The sequence below is a fragment of the Paracoccus benzoatiresistens genome, assembly GCF_026913015.1.
Taxonomy (GTDB): Bacteria; Pseudomonadota; Alphaproteobacteria; order Rhodobacterales; family Rhodobacteraceae; genus Paracoccus; species Paracoccus benzoatiresistens.
This window is the reverse complement of record NZ_JAPTYD010000030.1, coordinates 1-21,604: the sequence shown is the minus strand read 5'-3', so window position 1 is coordinate 21,604 and position 21,604 is coordinate 1. Positions and strand designations below refer to the sequence as shown.

18 protein-coding genes are annotated in these 21,604 nt (G+C 67.9%); 11 read left to right on the top strand and 7 right to left on the bottom strand.

Annotated elements, in window-relative coordinates; genetic code table 11:
• Positions 1 to 88 precede the first annotated feature (88 nt).
• From OU682_RS16290 to OU682_RS16280, 3 genes are all read left to right on the top strand, one after another.
• On the top strand, positions 89 to 1,651 hold the full coding sequence (locus tag OU682_RS16290; protein WP_268943241.1) for an alpha/beta fold hydrolase: 1,563 nt from the start codon (positions 89 to 91) through the stop codon (positions 1,649 to 1,651).
• Positions 1,652 to 1,761: 110 nt separating this feature from the next.
• Entirely contained in the window at positions 1,762 to 2,124 is a 363-nt protein-coding gene (locus OU682_RS16285; protein WP_268943240.1) for a nuclear transport factor 2 family protein, read from the top strand.
• Positions 2,125 to 2,237: 113 nt separating this feature from the next.
• On the top strand, positions 2,238 to 2,624 hold the full coding sequence (locus OU682_RS16280; protein ID WP_268943239.1) for a cupin domain-containing protein: 387 nt from the start codon (positions 2,238 to 2,240) through the stop codon (positions 2,622 to 2,624).
• 44 nt (positions 2,625 to 2,668) lie between these two features.
• On the opposite strand, the gene OU682_RS16275 is transcribed toward OU682_RS16280, so the two are convergent.
• Positions 2,669 to 3,559 (bottom strand): LysR family transcriptional regulator, encoded by an 891-nt coding sequence (locus tag OU682_RS16275; RefSeq protein WP_268943238.1) that lies wholly within the window; start codon positions 3,557 to 3,559, stop codon positions 2,669 to 2,671.
• Between the two features lie 166 nt (positions 3,560 to 3,725).
• On the opposite strand from OU682_RS16275, the gene OU682_RS16270 reads away from it, so the two are divergent.
• Positions 3,726 to 4,625, top strand: coding sequence for a DMT family transporter (locus OU682_RS16270; protein WP_268943237.1), 900 nt, complete (start codon positions 3,726 to 3,728; stop codon positions 4,623 to 4,625).
• 15 nt (positions 4,626 to 4,640) lie between these two features.
• On the opposite strand, the gene OU682_RS16265 is transcribed toward OU682_RS16270, so the two are convergent.
• Together OU682_RS16265 and OU682_RS16260 are read right to left on the bottom strand one after the other, a co-directional pair.
• On the bottom strand, positions 4,641 to 7,019 hold the full coding sequence (locus tag OU682_RS16265; protein ID WP_268943236.1) for an AI-2E family transporter: 2,379 nt from the start codon (positions 7,017 to 7,019) through the stop codon (positions 4,641 to 4,643).
• A gap of 109 nt (positions 7,020 to 7,128) precedes the next feature.
• The gene (locus OU682_RS16260) at positions 7,129 to 8,796 is read right to left on the bottom strand and encodes a Na/Pi cotransporter family protein (protein WP_268943235.1); all 1,668 of its coding nucleotides are present in this window, start codon (positions 8,794 to 8,796) and stop codon (positions 7,129 to 7,131) included.
• A gap of 271 nt (positions 8,797 to 9,067) precedes the next feature.
• Here OU682_RS16260 and OU682_RS16255 point away from each other — a divergent pair, with 271 nt between their 5' ends.
• From OU682_RS16255 to OU682_RS16235, 5 genes are all read left to right on the top strand, one after another.
• Entirely contained in the window at positions 9,068 to 10,459 is a 1,392-nt protein-coding gene (locus OU682_RS16255) for an APC family permease (RefSeq protein ID WP_268943234.1), read from the top strand.
• A gap of 114 nt (positions 10,460 to 10,573) precedes the next feature.
• Entirely contained in the window at positions 10,574 to 12,595 is a 2,022-nt protein-coding gene (locus tag OU682_RS16250; protein WP_268943233.1) for a CheR family methyltransferase, read from the top strand.
• A 78-nt stretch (positions 12,596 to 12,673) separates the two neighbouring features.
• Positions 12,674 to 14,239 (top strand): sensor histidine kinase, encoded by a 1,566-nt coding sequence (locus OU682_RS16245; protein ID WP_268943231.1) that lies wholly within the window; start codon positions 12,674 to 12,676, stop codon positions 14,237 to 14,239.
• On the top strand, positions 14,236 to 14,613 hold the full coding sequence (locus tag OU682_RS16240; RefSeq protein ID WP_268943230.1) for a response regulator: 378 nt from the start codon (positions 14,236 to 14,238) through the stop codon (positions 14,611 to 14,613). Before OU682_RS16245 ends, OU682_RS16240 begins: the two co-directional genes overlap by 4 nt.
• Positions 14,614 to 14,662: 49 nt before the next feature.
• Positions 14,663 to 15,001 (top strand): hypothetical protein, encoded by a 339-nt coding sequence (locus OU682_RS16235; RefSeq protein WP_268943228.1) that lies wholly within the window; start codon positions 14,663 to 14,665, stop codon positions 14,999 to 15,001.
• An 82-nt stretch (positions 15,002 to 15,083) separates the two neighbouring features.
• Here the strand turns inward: OU682_RS16235 and OU682_RS16230 are convergent, their stop codons facing one another.
• On the bottom strand, positions 15,084 to 15,719 hold the full coding sequence (locus OU682_RS16230) for an arylesterase (protein WP_268943227.1): 636 nt from the start codon (positions 15,717 to 15,719) through the stop codon (positions 15,084 to 15,086).
• Positions 15,720 to 15,801: 82 nt separating this feature from the next.
• Between OU682_RS16230 and OU682_RS16225 the strand changes: the two genes are divergently transcribed.
• Together OU682_RS16225 and OU682_RS16220 are read left to right on the top strand one after the other, a co-directional pair.
• Positions 15,802 to 16,524 (top strand): ABC transporter ATP-binding protein, encoded by a 723-nt coding sequence (locus OU682_RS16225; RefSeq protein ID WP_268943225.1) that lies wholly within the window; start codon positions 15,802 to 15,804, stop codon positions 16,522 to 16,524.
• Positions 16,521 to 19,046, top strand: coding sequence for an ABC transporter permease (locus OU682_RS16220; protein WP_268943224.1), 2,526 nt, complete (start codon positions 16,521 to 16,523; stop codon positions 19,044 to 19,046). The genes OU682_RS16225 and OU682_RS16220 overlap by 4 nt, the downstream gene beginning before the upstream one ends.
• A 19-nt stretch (positions 19,047 to 19,065) precedes the next feature.
• Here OU682_RS16220 and OU682_RS16215 read toward each other — a convergent pair whose 3' ends face one another.
• From OU682_RS16215 to OU682_RS24280, 3 genes are all read right to left on the bottom strand, one after another.
• Positions 19,066 to 19,722: a hypothetical protein gene (locus OU682_RS16215; protein WP_371832265.1), complete on the bottom strand. Its 657-nt coding sequence runs from the start codon at positions 19,720 to 19,722 to the stop codon at positions 19,066 to 19,068.
• A gap of 3 nt (positions 19,723 to 19,725) precedes the next feature.
• Positions 19,726 to 21,123 carry a selenium-binding protein SBP56-related protein gene (locus tag OU682_RS16210; RefSeq protein WP_268943223.1) on the bottom strand — a complete coding sequence of 466 codons (1,398 nt, stop codon included), beginning with the start codon at positions 21,121 to 21,123 and terminating at the stop codon, positions 19,726 to 19,728.
• Between the two features lie 404 nt (positions 21,124 to 21,527).
• A partial coding sequence (locus tag OU682_RS24280) for a 4Fe-4S dicluster domain-containing protein (RefSeq protein WP_218629015.1) occupies positions 21,528 to 21,604 on the bottom strand: 77 nt, incomplete at its 5' end.

The following is a 21,604-nucleotide window of genomic DNA, read 5'->3' as shown; positions in this document are numbered from 1 at the left end:
TTCGTCGCAGGTGGCACATAGCGATGCTCTGTGACGGACAGGTGACGAATGTGCTATCCTGGGCTGCGAAGGACCCGGTGTGCAGGACATGCGGAAGGTCATCAGCCGATACGCCACCAGTGGCGGGGCAAGGATCGCCTATCAGACGGTCGGCAATGGCTCGCTGGACGTGGTTCTGGTTCCGGGTTTTCCCTCAAACATCGAAATCCTTTGGGAGGACCCCGGCTTTGGCCATCTCGTCAAGCGGCTGGCGGCCTTCTGCCGGTTGATCCTGCTTGATCCGCGCGGAATGGGGCTGAGCGATGGCATCGACTCGCGCAACCCTCCGGACGCGCGGGGGCGGGCCGCCGACATCCTGGCCGTCATGGATGCGGCAGGCAGCGGGCGCGCCGCCCTGATCGGGGCATCGGACGGAGCGGCAGCCGCCATGCTTGCAGCGGCAATGTGGCCGTCGCGCTGCCGGGCGCTGGTGCTGCACGGGGGATATGCCTGCTTTCTCGCCTCGGTCATGGATGCGAAGGCCCTGCAGGCTTTCGCGTCGGCCACCGAGGGCGCGTGGGGGACCGGGGCCACCTTGGCGCGGCTCGCGCCCCGACGCGCCGCCGACCGCGCCCTTGTCGGCTGGTGGGGACGCCTGGAACGCCTTTCGGCCAGTCCGACGGCTGCGGCAGCCCTGGTGGGAATGTGGGGCGCCCTTGATGTCCGCGACAGCCTGCCTTCGATCGCCGTGCCGGCCCTGGTTCTCCACCGGACCGGGGATGCGCATGTTCCCGTCGAAAGCAGCCGCGCGCTGGCGCGCGGCATACCGGGCGCCCGGCTTGTCGAGTTGCCGGGTGAGGAGCATCCGATCTGGATGGGCGACGTGGACGCTGCCGCCGACGCGATCGAGCAGTTCCTGACCGGCGAGAAGCCGGTGGCCCATGGCGACCGGATGCTGGCCGCGCTGCTGGTCCTGCGCGTCCTCGGGATGTCCAGCGGAGCCGGCAGGACCGTGCCGGGGCGGCACCTGGGCGAAAGGATGGAACTGTTCCGCGACGCCCTGCCCCCGGTCGTCGCCCGCCATGGCGGTCACGCGCGATGGACCAGGCCGGACCAGGCCCATGCGCGCTTCCCGGCTGCCGCCCGCGCCGCAAGCTGCGCGGTGGCCCTTCGCGAGACCGCCGCCTCGCTGGGGCTGTGGGTGGCCCAGGGCATCCATGTGGGCGAGATCGACCCCTCACCCGAAGACCTGTCGGGACCCGTGCTGGACGTCGCCGACCGGATCGCCGCCCGGGGCAGCGGGCCCGAGATCCTGTTGTCGCGCCTGGCAAGCGAACTGGTCTCGGGCTCGGGCCTGCAATTCGTGGATCGCGGGGCGCTTGCCGGGATCGATTGCCGCGCCCCCCTGCCCCTTGTGGCCATCGCCAGCGAACGCCATCTGGAGCCGCGGAGCCGGACCGCGCCCCGGGCAGCAAACCTGGACGCGCTCACACCGCGCGAGCGCGAGGTCCTGGCCTTGGTCGCGGACGGCCTCAGCAACCCGCATATCGCCGTGGACCTCGGCCTTAGCGAACATACCGTCAAGCGGCATGTCGCCAACATCCTGCTGAAGCTGGACCTGCCAAGCCGGGCCGCCGTGGCCGGTCTGGCCGCCCGGCGGGACGCGCCGTGACCATGGCTCTTTCGGGCCATCGAAGGCATGGCGCTTTCGGTGGAAGCGGGGGCGGCGGAAAGGGGCTAGGCTTTGATCAGGATGAGGATCGGCCGGAAAGGAGAAACACCATGCTGACCACATCGACACCCGTGACCGGAGATGCGATCAAGCAGGCCATCGAGAACCGCGACGGCCGGACGCTCGCCTCGTTCTACGCCGACCATGCGGTGACCCGGATCATCGACCGCAACAATCCGCCAAGCCGTCCCAAGGAAATCAGGGGCCGGGGCGCGATTGCCAGCTTCTGGGACGATATCTGCAGCCGGATGATGACGCATCACGTCGACATCACGCTTGCCGACGGGGACCGCATGGCCTTTTCCCAGGCCTGCACCTATCCGGACGGCGCGAAGGTCTTCTGCATCGCGCTGCTCAGGCTTGAAGACGGGATGATCGCCGAACAAACCGTGGTCCAGGCCTGGGACGAATAGTTCACGACCCGGACGTTCCGGCATTCCCCGACACCCCTGGCCGCCGGGCAGCGGTCCGGAACTGGGGCGGCTGCGCCGGACAGATGCGCCCCTTGACCGAAAGGGTTCAAACCATGCTTGTCGAAAACGCCGCGAAGGCGGAAGTGAAGGCCTTCACCACCCCGGACGAGGTCCGCGAATTTCCCAAGGGCCGCCTTGAACTGGTCAAGGTCGGCGGGGCCACCGTCGGCCGGGGCATCTTCGAGCCGGGCTGGCGCTGGTCCACCTCGGTCCAGCCGCTTGCCAATACCCCCAGCTGCGAGGCACCGCATTTCCAGTATCACGTCTCGGGCGTGCTGAGGGTGCGGATGGACGACGGCTCGGAATTCGACTGCAAGCCGGGCGATGTCTCGCTTTTGCCAAGCGGGCACGATGCCTGGACCGTCGGCGACGAGCCGGCCGTGGTGGTCGATTTCCAGGGCATGATCGACTATGCGACCAGCCGCCATTCGCACGGCTAGGATCGCCCGGGCAGGGCGCGGGGCGGCAGGCGCCGCGGCCTGCTTCAGACCGCCAGGGCCAGCCCGCCACGGCGGCTGATCTCGTCCTCGATCACCGCGACAAGGCTGTCCATCGCCGGGTTCCGGGACTTGCGGGCCCGGCGGATGACATAGGCGAGATCCGGCGGCGCCGGAAGCAGGTCCGTGATGATGTCCATCCCTGCCGTCACGTGGTGCTCGTTCAGCAGCGCCACGCCAAGGCCCGCGCCGACGGCGGCAACAATGCCGGCGGCGCTTGGGCATTCGAAGACGGTTTCCAGATCGATCCCTCCGTCCTGCCCGATATCCAGGGCCCAGCGGCGGTAGAAGCAATCGTCATCAAAGGACAGAAAGGGAATCGGCCCGCCTGCCGGAATGGCCAGTCCGCGCGCCCTGACCCAGTGGAGCCGTTCGCGCAGCACGACCGTGTCGGTCGGCCTGACTTCATGCGCAAAGACCTGCACGATCGCGGCATCCAGTTCGCCCCGGTCAAGCATCGCGCGCAGGACCAGGCTCATGCGGACCTTGGTCCGGACCGCCACCTGCGGATGCACGCGGCGGAAGCGCCCCAGGATGCGGGACAGATCCGAGCAGCTGGTATCCTCGGTCAGCCCCAGAAGGACGCGGCCCGCGAGCTCGGTCCTGGTCAGGTTCAGAAGCGCCTCGTCATGAAGCGACAGGATCCGGCCGGCATAGTGCAGAAGCTCCTCGCCAAAGGCGGTGAAGATCCGCCCGCCCGCCCGTCGGTCAAGAAGATCGCAGCCCAGGCTGGATTCCAGCCGCCTGATCTTGTGGCTGACGGCGGATTGCGTCAGGCCAAGCGCCTCGGCCGCGCGGGTGACCCCGCCATGCTGGTCGATCGCGCGCAGGGCGCGCAAGGCGTCGATGTCAAGGCGTCGGGCGATCAGTTCGGTCATTGGCGAATGTCCTGCAACCTTCCCCTTCCATGACCCGACTGGCTGCCAAAAGCAACAGTTCATGACGCCACAAGCTGCACTGTCATGCCCTGATCGAAATTTGTCATGTGCATCCTTCCCGGCGCCCGGTTAGGCAGGGTCGGTAACCCCGCTTTGAAAGCGACACATGACCGATCTTGCGCCTGCCTCCGCGGCACCCCGGCACCATCCCCTGCTCTGGCCCATCATGGCCACGGTCCTTGTGATCGGGTGGAGTTCGGGGTTCATCGGGATCCGCTATGCGAACGAAGAGGCAAGCGTCTTTCTGCTGCTGTTCTGGCGCACGCTGCTGTCCGGCCTGATCCTTCTGCCCTTCGCGATCCTCTCCGGGCCGCGCCTGCGGATGCGGGCGGTGCTGCTGCAGATGGGCTTCGGCGTGATGGCGGTCTTCCTTTATCTGGGGGGCTTCGCGCTGGCGATCGAACAGCGGGTCCCGACGGGGCTGGTGGCCCTGATCAGCGATCTTCTGCCGCTGGCCATCGCGGCGCTGTCCCAACCGGTCCTTGGCGAGCGCCTGACCGCGCGGCAATGGCTGGGAACGGCCATCGCGACCGCTGGCGTGCTGATCGTATCCCTCGACAGCATCAGCGTCGGGACGGCGCCGCTCTGGGCCTATGGCCTGACGGTGGGATCGATGCTGGTCTTCGCGCTTGCCTCGGTCCTGCGCCGGGGCCGTCCTTCCCTGCAGATGCCGATCCACCAAAGCCTTTGCATCCACTCGCTGACAGGCTCGGTCCTGTTCGGGTCGTTCTCGCTGGCGGCGGGGGATGGGCTTGCCCCGCCGATGACGCGCGAATTCGCCATCGGCATGGTCTGGCTGGTGCTGATCGCGACCTTTGTCGCCTATGGGATCTATTATGCCAGCCTGCGGATGTTTCCGGCCGCCAAGGTCAGCGCGGTCATCTATCTGTGCCCGCCTGTCACGATGATCTGGGCCTGGGCCCTGTTCGACGAGCCGCTGACGGCGGTCATGTTCGTGGGGCTTGCGGTCACGCTGGCGGGCGTCAGGCTGACCTCGCAGGCGTGACCCGCGCCCCCGGCGTCACTCCGGCACCTGCTGGCCCACCTTGGCGGAAACGACAGGCTCCTCGGGTTCGCGGAGCGGTGCGGCCTCCTCGCCGGTCAGCCGCTCGGCAAGCTCGGCGGCCAGTGTCTCAAGCAGCCGCACCTCCTCCTCGTCAAGCTCTCGCACCTCGTCGTGGATCAGGCACAGCGCGCCCAGGACCACGCCATCTGCCTGCCGCACCGGCGCGGCGGCAAGCGCGCGGGCCGACCAGGCGCGCAGGATGTCGTTGTCCGCCAGCTCGGGGTCGCGCTCGATGTCGGGGACCATCAGCGGATGGGCATCGACAAGAAGCCGCGCCGCCAGGGCCGCGTGCGGCGGCAGCAGGACCAGGCCCCGCCCGTCGGCACTGCGCGGACCAGGCAGGTCGCGGCTGGCGCCGATCACCAGTTCATGGGCAGGCTCGATGGCGATGATCACCGCGGTCTTCACGTCGAACACGTCGGCGGCGCGGATCGCGTAATCGTTCAGATCCTCGCGCAGGTCCTGGTCTCCCAGCGGGACGTCCTTCAAGGTCTCGTTCCGGGCGGCCGCGGCCTGCGGGTCCTGCTCGACCGGGACCGCAGCCTTTTCTGCCTCGCCAGTCAGAAGCACGACGCGGCGCACCGCCTCCCCGATCGAGGCCACCACCGCATCGGCGCCAAGCGCATCGCGCCGCCGGTCGTCCAGTTCGTCGGACGGCACGCCCCAGAGGCCGAGCACGATCTTGGCCCGCGGCCAGCGGCTGCGGATGCGCCGGGTCAGGTTCCGGGCCGCGGCGTCCGGTTCGCGGCTGAAGAAGCTCAGCACCACGACCTCTGCCCCTTCCAGTTCCAGCCCGGCCACATGGCGCGAGGTGATGCTGCCCGGCGCACGCACGGCGGCGGGCAATCCGTCAAGCTGCAGGCTGTGGGCCAGCATCTCGCCGGCCTGGCGGTCGATTTCCCACTTGCCGGCAATGCAGACGACCCTGGGTGCGGCGTCTTCCGGCAGATCGGCGGGGTGTTCGTCGCGGATTTCCTGCAGCAGATCGTCCATGCCGTTGGCGATCCGCAGCCGGTGCTCGGCGCGGGCGTTGTTGATATAGTCGATGCTGGCCTGGCGCAGCACCTCCATCCCCTCGTCGTTGTAGAAGTCGACCACCGACGCCTCGCCGATGGCGTCCTCGGCAAGGTCGATGGCGTCTTCGGGATCGTTGGCGATGAGGCGCTGGTAGATCCGGGTCTGCCGGCTGAGCGCGGGACTGGAACCGAGCAGCGTTTCCAGGATGGATAGCTGCGGAAGGTAGCGGCCGACGACCAGCAGGCAGACGGTCAGCGGCGTCGAAAGGACCAGCCCCACCGGGCCCCAGATCGCGGTCCAGAAGGTGGCCGCCGCGATCAGCGACAGCACCGACAGCCCCGTGCTGCTGCCATAAAGAAGCGGCTCGACCACGTTGTTCGACACAAGCTCCAGCACGAGGATCAGCCCTGCCGTCAGCAGCACCATGTTCCAGCCCGGATCGACCGCGAAGGCCAGGCTGAGGGGGAAGACGGCCGACAGGATCGGCCCGACATAGGGGATGAACCGCATCACCGCGGCCAGCGTGCCCCACAGGATCCATCCCGGCACCCCGATGGCCCAAAGCCCCAGCCCCATCGGGATCGCATAGGTCACGTTCACGACCAGCTGCATCAGCAGGTATTTCGAGATGCGCTTGCTCGCCTCCTCCAGCGCGTCGGTCGAGCGATAGATGTTGCCGCCGAGTATCCTGAGCAGCCTGTCCCGCAGGTCCCCCTGGTCCAGCAGGATCAGCACCACGAACACCAGCACGATGCCCGCCGTGGCGATCGGCGCAAGAAGCGGCGCAAGCCACTGCATTGCGGTCTTCAGGGGCGAGACCGGCTCGGGGATGACGCGCACCCGCTGCGGGGGAACGGCGTTTTCCTCTCCCTCGCCCACGACCTCGGCCACTTCCTTCTGGACGGTATCGACGGTCTGCAGCGCGCCTTCCAGAAAGCCCGGCCCTTGCATCCGCGTGCCCAGATCCTCGATCTTGGTCCTGATGGTGGACTGATAGGTCGGCAACTGGGCACTGAGCGACTGCACCTGCAGCGCGACAACGGCCCCGAGCGCGCCAAGCACCGTCAGCACCAGCGCCATTGTCAGCGACACGGCAAGGATGCGCGACAGCCCATGCCGCACCAGCCAGTGCACCAGGGGCCCCAGTGCGAAGCTGATGAGAAAGGCGATGGCCAGCGGAATCAGCACGACCTGGCCAAGGTAGAGGGTGGCGATGATGACGGCTGCGATCACCAGCGCCGCGGCAAGGCGCAGCACGTCGAACTGTTGCGGTTGCGGCGACGGCTCGGCGCGCGACGGCGGAAGAGGTGGGATCACACAGGCACCCTGCTGCCAAGGATTAGTAACGCCAAACGCCAGGACAGCACAGGTGGTTCATATCGGAGGAAAAAAGAAGCCGGTCGCGCCCCCCCCGGACGGGACGGCGTCAGTTCATTCTGTAGCTGATCGGCTCGGCAAGCCGGGTTTCCAGCAGATGGCCGTGTTCGGACAGGATGGGATAGGCGACCTTGACCAGCAGCGAGTTGATCTCCTTCAGGGCGCGCACCACCTCCAGGTGGATGTCGCTGGTCTCGATGCTGTAGGGATTCCCGCTGCGCAGGCGCGACAGGTGGCGGTCGTGGCAGTCACGTTCCATCTGCCGCAGCACCGCCTTTTCGGCCACCAGGTGCCTGGCGCTTTCCACATTGCCCGAAACCAGCATGTTCAGCGCGATCTGCATGTTCGCCATGACCCGGTCGTGCAGGGCGTTCAGTTCGCGCCAGCCCTCGTTCGAGAACCGCAGCCGGGCGCGGGCTTTGTCGGTGGCCTGCCCCAGCAGGTTCCTGGCGATCAGGTCGCCGATGGCCTGGAAGTCGATGGCCAGGCTGGCAAGCTCCAACCCATGGCGGGTTTCCTCGGCGGTCAGGTTGGCATGGTTCAGCTCGGCGATGAACATCTTGATGTCGCTGTGGCGGCGGTTGATCTCCTGGTCCATGCCGCGCAGGCGGGCGATCCGACGTTCGTCGCCCGTTTCCAGGACATCCATGACCGGCCGCAGCATCGCTTCAAGGGTTTCCCCCATGCGCAGCAGTTCCCGCCGGGCGCTGGCAAGCGCAAGGTTGGGCCGCGACACCAGGGCGCGATCCAGGGCGCTTCGCCAGGCACCGTTCGCCGTGTCGGGTTCCGCGGGGGTGGGCCAAAGCTGCGCGGTCAGCCGGTCCATCAATCCCGCAAGGGGCAGCGAGGCGACCAGCAGGCACAGGTTGAACAGCACATGAAGGTTGACAAGCCGGACAGCCGCGTCGCCTCCCAGCCAATGCAGCGGCAACAACGGCAACAGCAGAAGGACGGCAACCGCGCCGATGCCGCGGAAGATCAGGTTGGCCAGCGGGATCCGCCGCGCCGGAAGCCCCGACCCCCGGGTCAGCCATGCCGCGACAAACCCGCCGCCCAGGTTCGCGCCCAGGACCATGGGGGCCGCCGCCTCGACCGATAGAAGGCCCCCTGCGGCGAAGTTCGCCACGATCAGCAGGGTGGCCACGGACGAATGAAGCCCCCAGGCTAGCAGGGTGGCCACGGCAAAGGCCGTCAGCGGATCGCCGGCCAGCCATTCCACCACCTGCGGAAGCACGGCGCTGTCGCGCAGGGGCTGCGTCGCCTCGCCCATCATGCGCAGCGACAGAAGGATGAAGGCGATGCCCAGGACGATCCTCCCGGCCTGCCGCACCATCCGGCGCTCGGACTTGAGGAAGGCCGTCGTGCCGACCAGAAGCAGCGCGGGGATCAGTTCGCGAAGATCGAAGGACAGCAGCTTGACCACCAGGGCGGATCCCAGATCCGCGCCAAGAAGCGCCGCGATGCCGATCTTGACCCCGATCAGGCCGGACGCGGCAAAGCCGGTCGCCAGCACCCCCACGGCGGTCGCGCTTTGCAGCAGGATGGCAAGCCCCAGCCCCATCGCCGCCATGGCGGGCAGGCTGCTTCCCGCCTGCCGCATGGCGCCCCGCAGGCGGGCACCGAAGGCGCGCTCGACACCGGTCCGCACCATCCTGACAGCCCAGAGCAGCAACATGACGGCTGCAGCCAGGTGGATCAGGACAAGGAAAGGATGCATGGCCGGCTCCGAAATAAATGCAAAAATCGGGCGTTTGCGGGAAATCGCGGGTCGTGGAGCCAGACTGTAACACGGATGCGCGGAAAGCCACCGAGCGTTTTGTCGGGGGAGGAGGCGGATCTGAAGCAGGGCGATTTCCCTTGCTGCCATGCGACCCAGCAGACATCCTTTGGTTGAAGCGATCACGGGGGGCAACATGTCTGACGCAAATCCGACACGGGCTGCGACGCCGCATCAGCCTGAACTTCATCGTGTGATGGGACCGAAGCTCTTGTTGCTGTTCATTGTCGGCGACATCCTGGGGACCGGCGTCTATGCCCTGACCGGAACCGTCGCGGCCGAGGTGGGCGGCGCGGCCTGGGCGCCGTTTCTCGTGGCCTTCCTGGTGGCCACGATCACGGCCATCTCCTATCTGGAGCTGGTGACGCGCTATCCGCAGGCCGCGGGGGCCGCGCTTTACGCGCACCGTGCCTTTGGCATCCACTTCCTGACATTCCTGGTCGCCTTCACGGTGATGTGCTCGGGGATCACCTCGGCCTCGACGGCGTCGAATGCCTTCGCGGGCTTCCTGAACGACGGCTTCGGCCTGGGCCTTGCCAAGGGCAGCGCGGGCATCCTGCTGCTTGCGCTTGGCTTCATGGCGCTGGTCGCCGTCATCAACCTGCGCGGCGTGGGGGAAAGCGTCAAGGCGAACGTGGTCCTGACCTGCGTGGAACTGACGGGCCTTCTGATGATCATCCTGGTCGGCTTCTATGCCATGGCGCAGGGCCGGGCGGACTTTTCCGAGGTGATGGTCTTTCAGTCGTCCGAGGAAAAGGGCGCCTTCCTGTCCCTGACCGCCGCGACCGCCCTGGCCTTCTTCGCCATGGTCGGCTTCGAGGATTCGGTCAACATGGCCGAGGAGGTCAAGGACCCGGTCCGCATCTTTCCCCGCATCATGCTGACGGGGTTGGGGATCACGGGCGTCATCTACATCCTTGTGTCGATCTGCGCCGTGGCCCTGGTGCCGGTGGGCGACCTGTCCAACCCCGACAAGGGCTCTGCCCTGACGCAGGTGGTGCGCGCCGGCGCGCCGAACCTGCCCTTCGACAAGATCTTTCCCTTCATCGGCATGTTCGCCGTCGCCAATTCGGCGCTGATCAACATGATGATGGCCAGCCGGCTGATCTATGGCCTGGCGCGCCAGGGGGTGCTGCCGCACGGCCTTGGGCTGGTCCATCACGCCCGGCGGACCCCCTGGGTCGCGATCCTGTTCACGACCGCGCTGGCCTTCGGACTGATCTATTTCGTCGTCACGCGGTCCGATCTTCCCGCGGTCAGCCTGCTGGGCGGCACGACATCCCTGCTGCTGCTCTGCGTGTTCACGGTGGTCAACATCTCGCTGCTGGTGCTGCGCCGCCGTCCGGTCGAGCATGACCATTTCCGCGCGCCGGGGGCCCTGCCCTGGATCGGCGCGGCGACCTGCGCCTTCCTGGCGGGGCCCTGGGCACGAAGCGCGGCCCAGATGGACCAGTACCGCATCGCGGGCTGGCTGCTGGCCACGGGCATCGTGCTGTGGGCGGGGACCTGGCTTTGGAACAAGGCGCGCCACAAGCCCCATCCGGGAAGCCTGGGCGATATCGACCAGATGCGTGAACACCATGGGGATTCGCCCAGGAACTAGCCGGCTCGGCACCGTCCGGCAGATCGGCCTGCCCCGGTGCGGGCAGGCAGGGAACCCGGCTTCTTTCCGCCCCTGGAAAGACCTATCATGCCCCGCGCCACCAGGGATTCCCGCGTGAGACAGGACGAACAAGCGAAAAGGCAGCGTCCGGGCCGGCCGGACGGATCGGACATGCCCTTGGCCGTCATCGGGATCAGCGTATCGGCACAATCGCTTCCGTCCTTCCGGACGATCCTCGCCGACCTCGACGAGCCGACGGGCGCCGTCTACCTGATCGCCCTCCACCAGAACGAAGGGCTGGACGTGCCCGCCGTGCTGGAGGCGCTGGAAGGTCTTTCGGCCTTGAAGGTCAGCATCGCGCGCGACGGCGAGGCGATGGCCCCCGATCACATCTATGTCTGCGGCTCGGACGACTTGATCACGATCGAGGACGGCCACATGCGCGTCCGGCCCGCGGCCGAGCCGATCGGCCATCGCGGCACTGTGGACACGCTGCTGATCTCGCTGGCCGAACATGCCCATGAACATGCGGTGGTGGTGATCCTATCCGGCCTGGGCAGCGACGGAACGGCGGGCGTCACGGCCACCAAGAATTTCGGCGGGTTGTCGATTGCCGAGCTGGGCCCGGACAAACAGCCGCCGGGCAATGGCGCGGGGCCCTCCGGCGCGGTGGACCTGCATCTGCCCGCCGATGCGATCGCCGCCCAGATCCGGCGCTATGTGTCCAGCCTGGGCCAGGCCCAGGCCGCCGACGAGGAGGTGCCGTCCGCCCTCGAGGCGCATCTGACGCAGATCACCACCATCATGCGCAATGTCACCGGCCACGATTTCCACGGCTACAAGCGCGGGACCCTTACCCGCCGCGTCCAGCGCCGGATGCAGGTGCTGCAGATCGAAACGGTCGAGGCCTATGCCGAACGGCTGCGGGCCGACCGTGACGAGGTGCAGAACCTGCTCCAGGACCTGCTGATCGGCGTGACGCAATTCTTCCGCGATCCCGCCGAATTCGAGGTGCTGGAGGCCGAGATGCCCCGCCTGTTCGAGGGGAAGGGCGCCGAGGACCGGTTGCGGGTCTGGGTTCTGGGCTGCGCCACGGGCGAGGAAGCCTATTCCATCGCCATCCTGCTGCGCGAATACATGGCGCGGCTTGACCACCCGCCCGAGGTGCAGATCTTTGCCACCGACCTGGATGCGCGGGCCTTGGGCATCGCGCGGGCGGGACGGTATTCGGCCAGCGTCGCCACCCATTTCCGGCCCGACCGGCTGGCGCGCTGGTTCGTCCGCGAGGGCGACACCTATTGCGTGTCCAGGGAACTGAGCGAGATGTGCATCTTCTCGCCCCACAACGTGGTCAAGGACGCGCCGTTTTCCAGGATCGACATCCTGTCCTGCCGCAACCTGCTGATCTACCTGACCAGCGAATTGCAGGACCGGATCATGCCGATCCTCCATTTCGCCCTGCGGCCCGGCGGCGTCCTGTTCCTGGGCTCGTCCGAGAACGTCACCCGGCATGGCAGGCTGTTCGCGGCCGTGGAACGCAAGAACCGGGTGTTCCGCCGGCTGGAAACCGCGGCGCGGGTCATTCCCGATGTCCCGCTGAGCCTGCGGGCGTGGGCCGGCGACCCTGTGGCCTCGGCGCAGGGGTTGATGCTGTCGCCCGCGCGCCTTGGCGATGCGATCAGCCGCCAGGCCGAGGCCGTGGCCGAACGCTATGCGCCCGCCTATGTCGTGGTGGACACGCATGGGGACGTGCTGCAGTTCTCGGGGCGGATGGGCCAGTATTTCAAGCCCGCCCCGGGCGCCGCCAGCCTGAACCTGATGAGCCTGGTTCACCGCGACCTGCGCCTTGATGTCCGGGCCGCCCTGCAAAGCGCCGTGGCCGGGGGCAACCGGATCGAGGTGCCGGGCGTGCTGGTCCGCCACGAGGACAGGACCAATGCCGTCAACATCATCATCGAACCCTTGGGGGCGGGGGATATCACCTCGCTGGTGGTGCTGTTCCAGGACATGGGGCTGATGGCCGAAGGCTGGCTGGCCAAAAGCGCGCGCCTGAACGGCGATGAACATGTCCAGCGGCTGGAAACCGACCTGCCCGTGACCCGCCACCGGCTGCAGGCCACCATTGACGAACTGTAATCGACCAACGGGGAGCTGAAGTCCTCGAACGAGGAATACCAGTCCATCAACGAGGAATTGCAGGCCGCCAACGAGGAAATGGAAACCTTGAAGGAGGAACTGCAATCGGTCAACGAGGAACTGCAGACCGTCAACGGCGAACTGGCGTATCGGGTGTCGGAACTGGGCCGGGCCAATTCCAACCTCAAGAACCTGCTGGAAGCGACGCAGATCGCCACGGTGTTCCTGGACAACGACCTGCGGGTGCGCAACTTCACCCCCGCCGCGACTGAGATATTCCACCTGCTGGAAACCAAGGCGGTGGGCGTGATCTCGTTCAGCTATGACGGCGTCATGCTGAGCGCGAACGACGTGTTCCTGCGCATGACGGGCTACAGCCGGTCGCAGGTGGAACAGGGCGAGCTGACCTGGCAGAAGCTGACGCCCGAGGAGCACATCCCCGAGAGCAACAGGCAGATAAAGATCCTGAACCGCACCGGGCGGATCGGGCCCTATGAAAAGGAATACATCCTGGCCGACGGCTCGCGCTGCTGGATGCTGTTTGCCGGGCGCGATATGGGCGACGGCACAATGGCCGAGTTCTGCATCGACATTTCCGGGCGCAAGGCGATCGAGGCCGCGCTGCGCAAAAGCGAGGAACAGCTGCGCGAATTCGGCGAGGCATCATCCGATGTCCTGTGGATCCGGGACGCCGAAAGCCTGCAATGGGTTTATCTGACCCCGGCCTTCGAAAGGATCTACGGTCTCCAGCGCGATCAGGTCATGGGCGGGAACAATCTGCGCAGCTGGGCCGAACTGATCGTTCCCGAGGACCGCGACCACGCGCTGGACCATATCCGCCGCGTCCGGCAGGGCGAGCGCGTGAATTTCGAGTACCGGATCCGGCGCCCCAGCGACCAGGAAATCCGCTGGCTTCGCAACACCGAGTTTCCGCTGTTCGGCGACGACGGGACGGTGCGCCAGATCGGCGGCATCGGCCGCGACGTCACCGACGAACGAGCCGCCGCCAATCGGATGGAGGTTCTGGTTGCCGAATTGCAGCACCGCACCCGAAACCTGATGGGGGTGATCCGGTCGGTCGCGGAAAAGACCCTGCGCAGCGCCGCGAATTCCGGCGATTTCGAGAACAGCTTCCTTGGCCGCCTTGATGCGCTGGCCCGCGTGCAAGGCCTGCTGTCGCGCCTGCCCAAGGGGGACCGGGTGGCCTTCGACGAATTGCTGCGATCCGAACTGTCCGCCCATGGCGCGCAGGACGGCAAGTCCGCGGCCCTGCATCTGGACGGGCCATCGGATGTCCGGCTGCGTTCGTCCACGGTCCAGATCATGGCCCTGGCCTTGCACGAACTGGCGACCAACGCCGTCAAGTACGGTGCCCTGGGCCAGCCGGCGGCACAGCTTACGGTCCGGTGGCGGGTTGACCCGTCCCAGGCCGACGGACGGTCCTGGCTGCATGTCGACTGGCGCGAAGCGGGGGTGGTTCTGGGGCAGAAGGACCCGGCCCTCTCGACCTCGGGGCAGGGGCGCGAACTGATCGAACAGGCCCTGCCCTATCAGCTGGGCGCCAGGACGAGCTACAGCCTGAAAGACGACGGGATCCATTGCACCATTGCAGTCCCCCTGACGTCGGAAAGCCCGCCGCCATGACCGGCGTCTCGCTGCATCACCGGCACATCCTGGTCGTCGAGGACGATTTCCTGCTGCCCTCGAAACCGCGCCGCGCATTGGAGGAGGCGGGCGCAACCGTTGTCGGGCCTGTCGGCACCGTCCCCGGCGCACTGGACCTGATCACCTCGGCCCCCGTGGCCGACGGGGCGATCCTGGACGTGAACCTGCGCGACCAGATGGTCTTTCCCGCGGCCGACATGCTGGTCCGGCGGGGCGTGCCGTTCCTGTTCACCACCGGCTATGACCAGACGGTTCTTCCCCCGCGCTTCGACAATTTCCCCCGGCTGGAAAAGCCGATCACCCCGGCAGGCGCGATCCGCGCGATGGCAGAGCCGATCGACCACCGGCAATGATCCGGCGGACGTCAAGAACCAGGGCACCGCGCCCGCGGCTGCAGGAAAGATGACACTGATCACCCCCGACAAGCGCTATATCGTCGTTCGCGGCAGGCTCTGGCGGGCGGCAAATCCGAACCTGCCCGAAAGCGAGCGCCAGCGGCTTGTCTCGCAGTTGATGGCGGCAAGGCGGGCTGTCCGCGCGGCGCGTGCGGCGGGCGACGCAACGGCCGAGGATGCCGCGCATCGTGCCGTGGACGCGGCCAAGCAAGGCCTGGGCGAACGCGGGGCCGTCTGGTGGGACGACGGCACACCCGATCTGAACCGGAAAATGGCAAGGAACACCCCTTACGCGGCGTGGTTCGCGGCCCAGCCACAAGAGCGGTCGCCAGATCGCGGCAAGTAGCCTTGCCAAGGCGTGGCAGGCCATGCCCCGGCTGCATCAATGTCCCGGCGGTTGCAGCGGTGCGGGCACCCGTGGCCGCCGATCACTCCGCCGATGCCTTGATCTCCTGCAGCCATTCGGCCACCGCCGGGCCCATGGCGGCGACGATCGCCTCGACCCCGGCGGCGCTAGGGTGCAGGCGGTCGTCCTGCATCAGGTCGCCATAGCTGTCCCCCGTCGCGTATCGCTGCGTGATGGGCGCCAGCAGGTCGGGATAGAGCGTCGCGCCGTGCTCCCGGGCCAGTTCGGGATACATGGCCCCGAAGGCCTGTTGGAACTCTGGGCCATAGTTTCCCGGCGCGGGCAGGCCCACCAGCATGGCAGGAACGCCCGCGGCCCCTAGCCGCGTCAGGATCGCATCCAGGTTGGCGCGGCTGACCCCGGGGTCGATGCCGCGCAGCATGTCGTTGCCGCCAAGCGCCACGATCATCGCATCGGGCTTGTCAGCCAGCGTCCAGTCCAGCCGCGACAACCCGCCCGCCGTGGTGTCGCCGCTGACGCCCGCGTTGATCACGATCACGTCATGGCCGGCCTTGCGCAGCCAGCCCTGCAACTGCGGCACCAGCCCCTGATCGGGGGGCAGGCCATAGCCCTGCGTCAGCGAATCCCCCAGTGCGACAAGGCGCAGCGGTTCCTGGGCCAGCCCGGCTGCCGGAAGGGCTGCCAGGACCAGCGACATGAGAATGTTGCGCCATTGTGGTTTGCCTGGGACGCGGCAAGACCTAGATGGCAAGGAACGCAGGTTTTCGGGAACGATGTTCATGGCCGATCCGGTTTTGTCACTGAAGGACGTTGAACTGACCCTGCAGGGCAATGCCGGGCCCGTGGCGATCTTGCGAGGCGTTTCGCTGGATGTCCACCGGGGCGAGACCCTGGGCCTGGTCGGCCCCTCGGGGTCGGGCAAGTCGTCGCTTTTGATGCTGATGGGGGGACTGGAACGCGCGACCGGCGGGACGGTGCAGGCCCTGGGACAGGACCTCACGGCGCTGGACGAGGATGCGCTGGCCCGGTTCCGCAGGGGCAGGATGGGCGTGGTGTTCCAATCCTTCTACCTGATCCCGACCATGACCGCGCTGGAGAATGTGGCCACCCCGCTGGAGCTTGCAGGCCAGGGCGACGTGTTCGACCGCGCCGCGACCGAACTGCGCGCCGTGGGTCTTGGCGCGCGGATGAACCATTACCCGGCGCAGATGTCGGGCGGGGAACAGCAGCGGGTGGCCCTGGCGCGCGCCACCGCGCCGCGGCCCGCGATCCTGCTGGCGGACGAGCCGACGGGAAACCTGGACGGCGCAAGCGGAAAGGTGATCATGGACCTGCTGTTCGACCTGCGCGACCGCCACGACGCGACGCTGGTGCTGGTCACCCATGCCGCCGAACTGACCGCGCGCTGCGACCGCGTCCTGCACCTGCGCGATGGCCGGATCGAGGGTGAAAGCAGCCACCGCAAGCCTGCTTCGCGGTCGGCGTCAGGAACCGCAATATGACCGCCGCCTGGCGCATCGCCCGGCGCGAACTGCGGGGCGGGCTGTCGGGCTTCTGGATTTTCCTTCTGTGCCTGGCCTTGGGCGTCGGCGCCATTGCGGCGGTCGGGTCGGTCCGTGCAGCCTTGGAATCCGGTCTGTCGCGCGAAGGCGCGGTGCTGCTGGGCGGCGACGCGGAGCTGCGCCTGACCTATCGCTTTGCCGAACCCCCCGAGCGGGCCTGGATCGAGGCCAATGCCGCGCGCGTTTCCGAGGTTGTCGATTTCCGGTCCTTGGCGGTGGCAGGTGGGGCCGAGGATGGCGAACGGGCACTGACCCAGGTGAAGGGCGTCGATGCCGTCTGGCCTCTTTACGGGCAGGCGCTGTTCGATCCGGCCATGCCGGTCGCCGACGTGCTGGCCGGACGCGACGGCTTGCCCGGCGCGGCCATGGATCCGCTGCTGATCGACCGGCTGGGGCTGGCCGTGGGCGACCGCTTCCGGCTGGGTGTGCAGGACTTCGTCCTGATGGCCGCGCTGGTCAGGGAACCCGACGCGCTTGGCGCCAGCTTCGGCCTGGGGCCGCGCACGCTTGTCTCGACCGAGGGTCTTGCCGGGTCGGGGCTGCTGGCGCCGGGGAGCCTGTTCGAGACCAGCTATCGCCTGGCGCTGCGTCCAGGCGACACGCTGGACGGGCTGCGCAGGGCCGCCTTGGCGGAATTCGAAGGCGCGGGGATGCGCTGGCGCGACAGCCGCCGCGGCGCACCGGGGGTCGAACGCTTCGTGGACCGGCTGGGCTCGTTCCTGGTGCTGGTCGGGCTCGCCGGGCTTGCGGTGGGCGGGATCGGCGTGTCCTCGGCCGTGCAAAGCTATCTGGACCGCAAGACCCCGGTGATCGCCACGCTCAAGACCCTGGGCGCCGAGGGGCGGACCATCGTCGCCGTCTATGTCATGCAGATCGGCGTGCTGACCCTTCTGGGGGTTCTGGCCGGGCTGCTGATCGGCGGTCTGGCGCCGGTTCTTGCCGCGCCCCTGCTGCAATCGCGCCTGCCGATCCCGGCAGAATTCGGCTTTTATCCCGCCCCCTTGGCCGAGGCGGCGCTGTATGGCGTGCTGACCGCGCTGGTCTTTACCCTGCTGCCGCTGGCGCGGGTGGAACGGGTGCGCGCTGCCGCCCTGTTCCGCGGCATCGGGACGGGGTCGCGCGCCCGCCCCAGCGGTCCCTACCTGCTGGCTCTGGTGCTGGCGGTTCTGGCGCTGATCGGGTCGGCCGCCCTCATGGCCTCGGTGCCGCGCCTGGCGCTGGCGGTGGCCGCGGGCGTTGCGGCGGCCTTGGCGGCATTGGCGCTGGCGGCCCTTGGCCTGCGCGCGTTGGCGCGGCGACTGGCGCGCCACCCTGCCCTGCGCGGGCGCACCGCCCTGCGGCTGGCCCTGGGGGCCGTGGGCAACCCGCGGGAAGGATCCACGGCCGTGATCCTGTCGCTGGGCCTTGGCCTGACGGTTCTGGCAACCGTCGGGCAGATCGACGCCAACCTGCGCCGCGCCATCGCGACCGAGATCCCCGCGCGCGCGCCGTCCTTCTTCCTCATCGACATCCAGCCCGATCAGCTGGCGGGCGTCCTGGACCGGCTGGCCGGCGATCCGGGCGTGGCCGAGGTCGAGACCGCCCCGTCCCTGCGCGGGATCATCACCGCGATCAACGACATTCCGGCCCGTGAATGGGGCGACCATTGGGTGCTGCGCGGCGATCGCGGCGTCAGCCATGCCGCGGCCCCGCCCGATGGCACGGTGCTGACGGCGGGCGAATGGTGGGCGCCCGACCATTCCGGCCCGCCGCTTCTCAGCTTTGGCGCAGAGGAAGCCGAGGAGCTGGGCCTGCGCCTTGGCGACCGCGTCACGGTCAACATCCTGGGGCGGGACATCACCGGTACCGTGGCGAATTTCCGGCAGCTGGACTTCCGCAGCGGCGGCATCGGCTTTGTCATGATCTTCGACGCGGCCACCCTGGGGTCCGCGCCCCAGACCCATATCGCCACCCTTCATGCCGCGCCCGAGGCCGAGGGCCGCATCCTGCGCAACATCTCGAACGCCTATCCCAACATCACCGCCGTCAACGTGCGCGAGGCCGCCGGGCGCGTGGCCGAGGCGATGACGGCGCTGGCGCGCGCCACCTCGCTGGCCTCGCTGGCGACGCTGGCGACCGGCTTCGTGGTGCTGATCGGCGCGGCGGCGGCAGGCGAACAGGCCCGCGTCTTCGAGGCCGCGGTGCTGAAGACCCTTGGCGCCACGCGCGGGCTGGTGCTGGCAAGCTTTGCGCTGCGGTCCGCGATGATGGGCGCGGCGGCGGGCCTGGTCGCGGTTGGTGTCGCCGTCCTAGCCGCGGGGGCGATCCTGACCCAGGTGATGGAACTGGATTACCGCTTCGCCCCGGGATCGGCGCTGGCCATCATCGCGGGCGGGGTGGCGGCCACCCTGGCCGCGGGTCTGGTCTTCGCCCTGCGGCCCTTGTCGGTCCGCCCGGCCCGCGTGCTGCGCGCCCAGGAGTGAGGCGCGGCATCCGCCGTCGTCAGGCGGTCGCCAGTGCGATGGCGCCCACAAGCACAAGGCTGGCCGCCCAGAGCCGCTCCAGGTCGAGCCAGGCCATCCTGAGGAAGGCCAGCCCGAGCCAACGATAGACCGCCCAGGCAAGGGCGCCACCGGCCAGGACCATGGCGGCGGTATGGGCCAGGGCCACGGCAAGGGCGATGGAAAGCGTGTCCCGCATCAGCATCCCGGCGGCGCGGTGGCCCGCATCGGGTTCCGTTCCGCAGAGCCCCAGATAGACCGGCACCAGCATCAGCGCCGCGCCATGGGCAAGCGCGACCAGGAACGACCACAGCGCCAAGCGCGACGGCTTCACCCGCGACAGGAACCTCGGGTGGCGCTTCGTGACCAGGATCCACAGGCCGAGGGCGATCACCGCAAGCCCGGCCGCCAGCCGGATCGCGCGCTGCCACTCCAGAAGCACCGTCATCACCGCGAAGGGCGTCAGGATCGCCAGCATGGCCAGAAGATGCCCCGCCCCAAGCGCGGCCAGCGCCCGCCACAGCGCACCCTGCCGCCGCTCCATCAGCGCGGCGGAAACCGCCAGCGGCCAGCCCATGCCGGGATTGAGGCCGTGGTAAAGCCCACTGGCCACCACCGCCAGCCACAGCGCGGCCGTGGTGCCGATGGGGCCGCCCAAGGATCAGGCCGAGGGATAGCAGAAGCTGTCGGTCGAACAGTCGCCGCCTTCCAGCCGGATCTGGTGGCTCCGGTATCCCTGGGGAAATTCGACGAAGAAGTCCGGGTCCAGCTCCAGCCCGCCATCCGCGCCCGCATCGGCCTTGACCATCGCGCCGCCCCGGTCGCCCGGATAGAACTGGTCGTCCCAGGCCGAATACAGCGAGTTCGTCCAGTAGACCCGCCTTCCGTCGCGGCTGATCTCGACCATCTGCGGGCCATAGCCGAAGCCGCGGCCGTTGGGATGCTTGGCCCGCTTGACGATGCCGCCGATCTCGACCTTGCCGGCAAGCCTTGGCGCCATCGGGTCCGAGACGTCGTACTGGTGCATCTCGCCCGTTCCCCAGCAGGACACGTACAGGAACCGATCGTCGAGGCTGAGATCGATGTCCGTGACCAGCGGCGGCACCGCCCCGAAGCCCTTCAGCAGTTCGGGCAGGTCGTCGGGGCTGGCAGGCTGCGGCGGGATCGTGACGGTCTTGCGGGCCTGCCATTCGCCCCCTTCGCGCCACCAGGTCCAGACCGAGCCTTCAAGGTTGGTCGTGTCCACCACGACCCCGCAGAAGCCGTATTCCTTGACCGGGTCATGGGCGGGCCGCACCTCGAGCGCCATCTGGTGATTGGCGCCAAGATCGATCGTCTGCACGTTGCGGCGTTCGCGCAGGTTCCAGAAATGCAGCCGGTGGCCGTATTTGTTGGACAGAAGATCCTCGGGAACAAGGCCGTTCTCGAACTGCGGCGGCAGCGCCCATTCCGAACTGACCATGTAGTCGCGCGGCAGGTTCCACCAGAAATCGTATTGCTTGTCCTGACTGCCCCGGTCGATCTCGTAGCGGCCGATCACGTCGAAGGTCTGGCAGTCCAGAAGGAAGATCCCGGGCGGCCCGTCGGTCCCGTCCGGGCCGCCGCCCCCCAGGGTCGAGATGTAGATGCCGTCCGGGCCGCAATGGACGGTGTGCGGTCGCGAATAGCCGGTCTTGGCGAAAACCTCCTCGGGCTCGATGATCCTGTGGATCCGGGCCTCGCGCGGCTCCTTGGCGTCGATGATGTAGATCCGGCTGGAGCGGATGCCGGGGATGATCAGGTAGCGCCGTTCCAGGAAGGCATGCCCGGAAAGCGGCGACAGCGCCGAGGAGCAGGCGTTCCAGCCGAAATGGTGAAATTCGTCGCCCTTGTAGGGCATGATCACCTGGTGGACGATCTGACCATAGCTGGCAGAGGTCGGATCCACGTCCACGACTGCAAGCCCGTCGGGCCGCGAGCGGTCGGGGCTGAGCATCAGCATGAAGGCGATCGTCTCGGTCGGCGCGGCCATCGCCAGCTTGGGCGAGGGATAGAAGGTCGGATCCGGCCTGAGGTTCATGATGCGTCCTCCTTCTGTGGATGGCGTTGGCATCTTGACATGTGCCTGTCCGGCGCTTCCGGCCGATACAGGCACGAACAAGGGCATGATAAGGCAGGCGGGCCGAAATTGATAGCATTCCCAGGACCGGCGGCAGTCCGATTCCGGCCGACTTCACCGGCATCCGAGCGCCTCTGCAGGACCCGCTGCCGCTTCGAATGCCTTCGCACGCGTGAAGGACTGGCGCGGCATCGCCACCGCTCACGAGCGCTGCGGAGGCATCGTCCTCAATGCCATTACCCTCGCCCGTGTCGCCCTATCCCGGATCCGATGTTTACGGGGTCCGACCTTGGGCAGGTCGATCATGAAAGACACTACAGGCTGGTGATGTGTCCATCATCGGCTGGCCGTGTTGGCGCCGCAGTTCACATATTCGGGTAATTTGGCCCGTCGCCGCCCTGGGGGGTGGTCCAGGTGATGTTCTGGGAGGGGTCCTTGATGT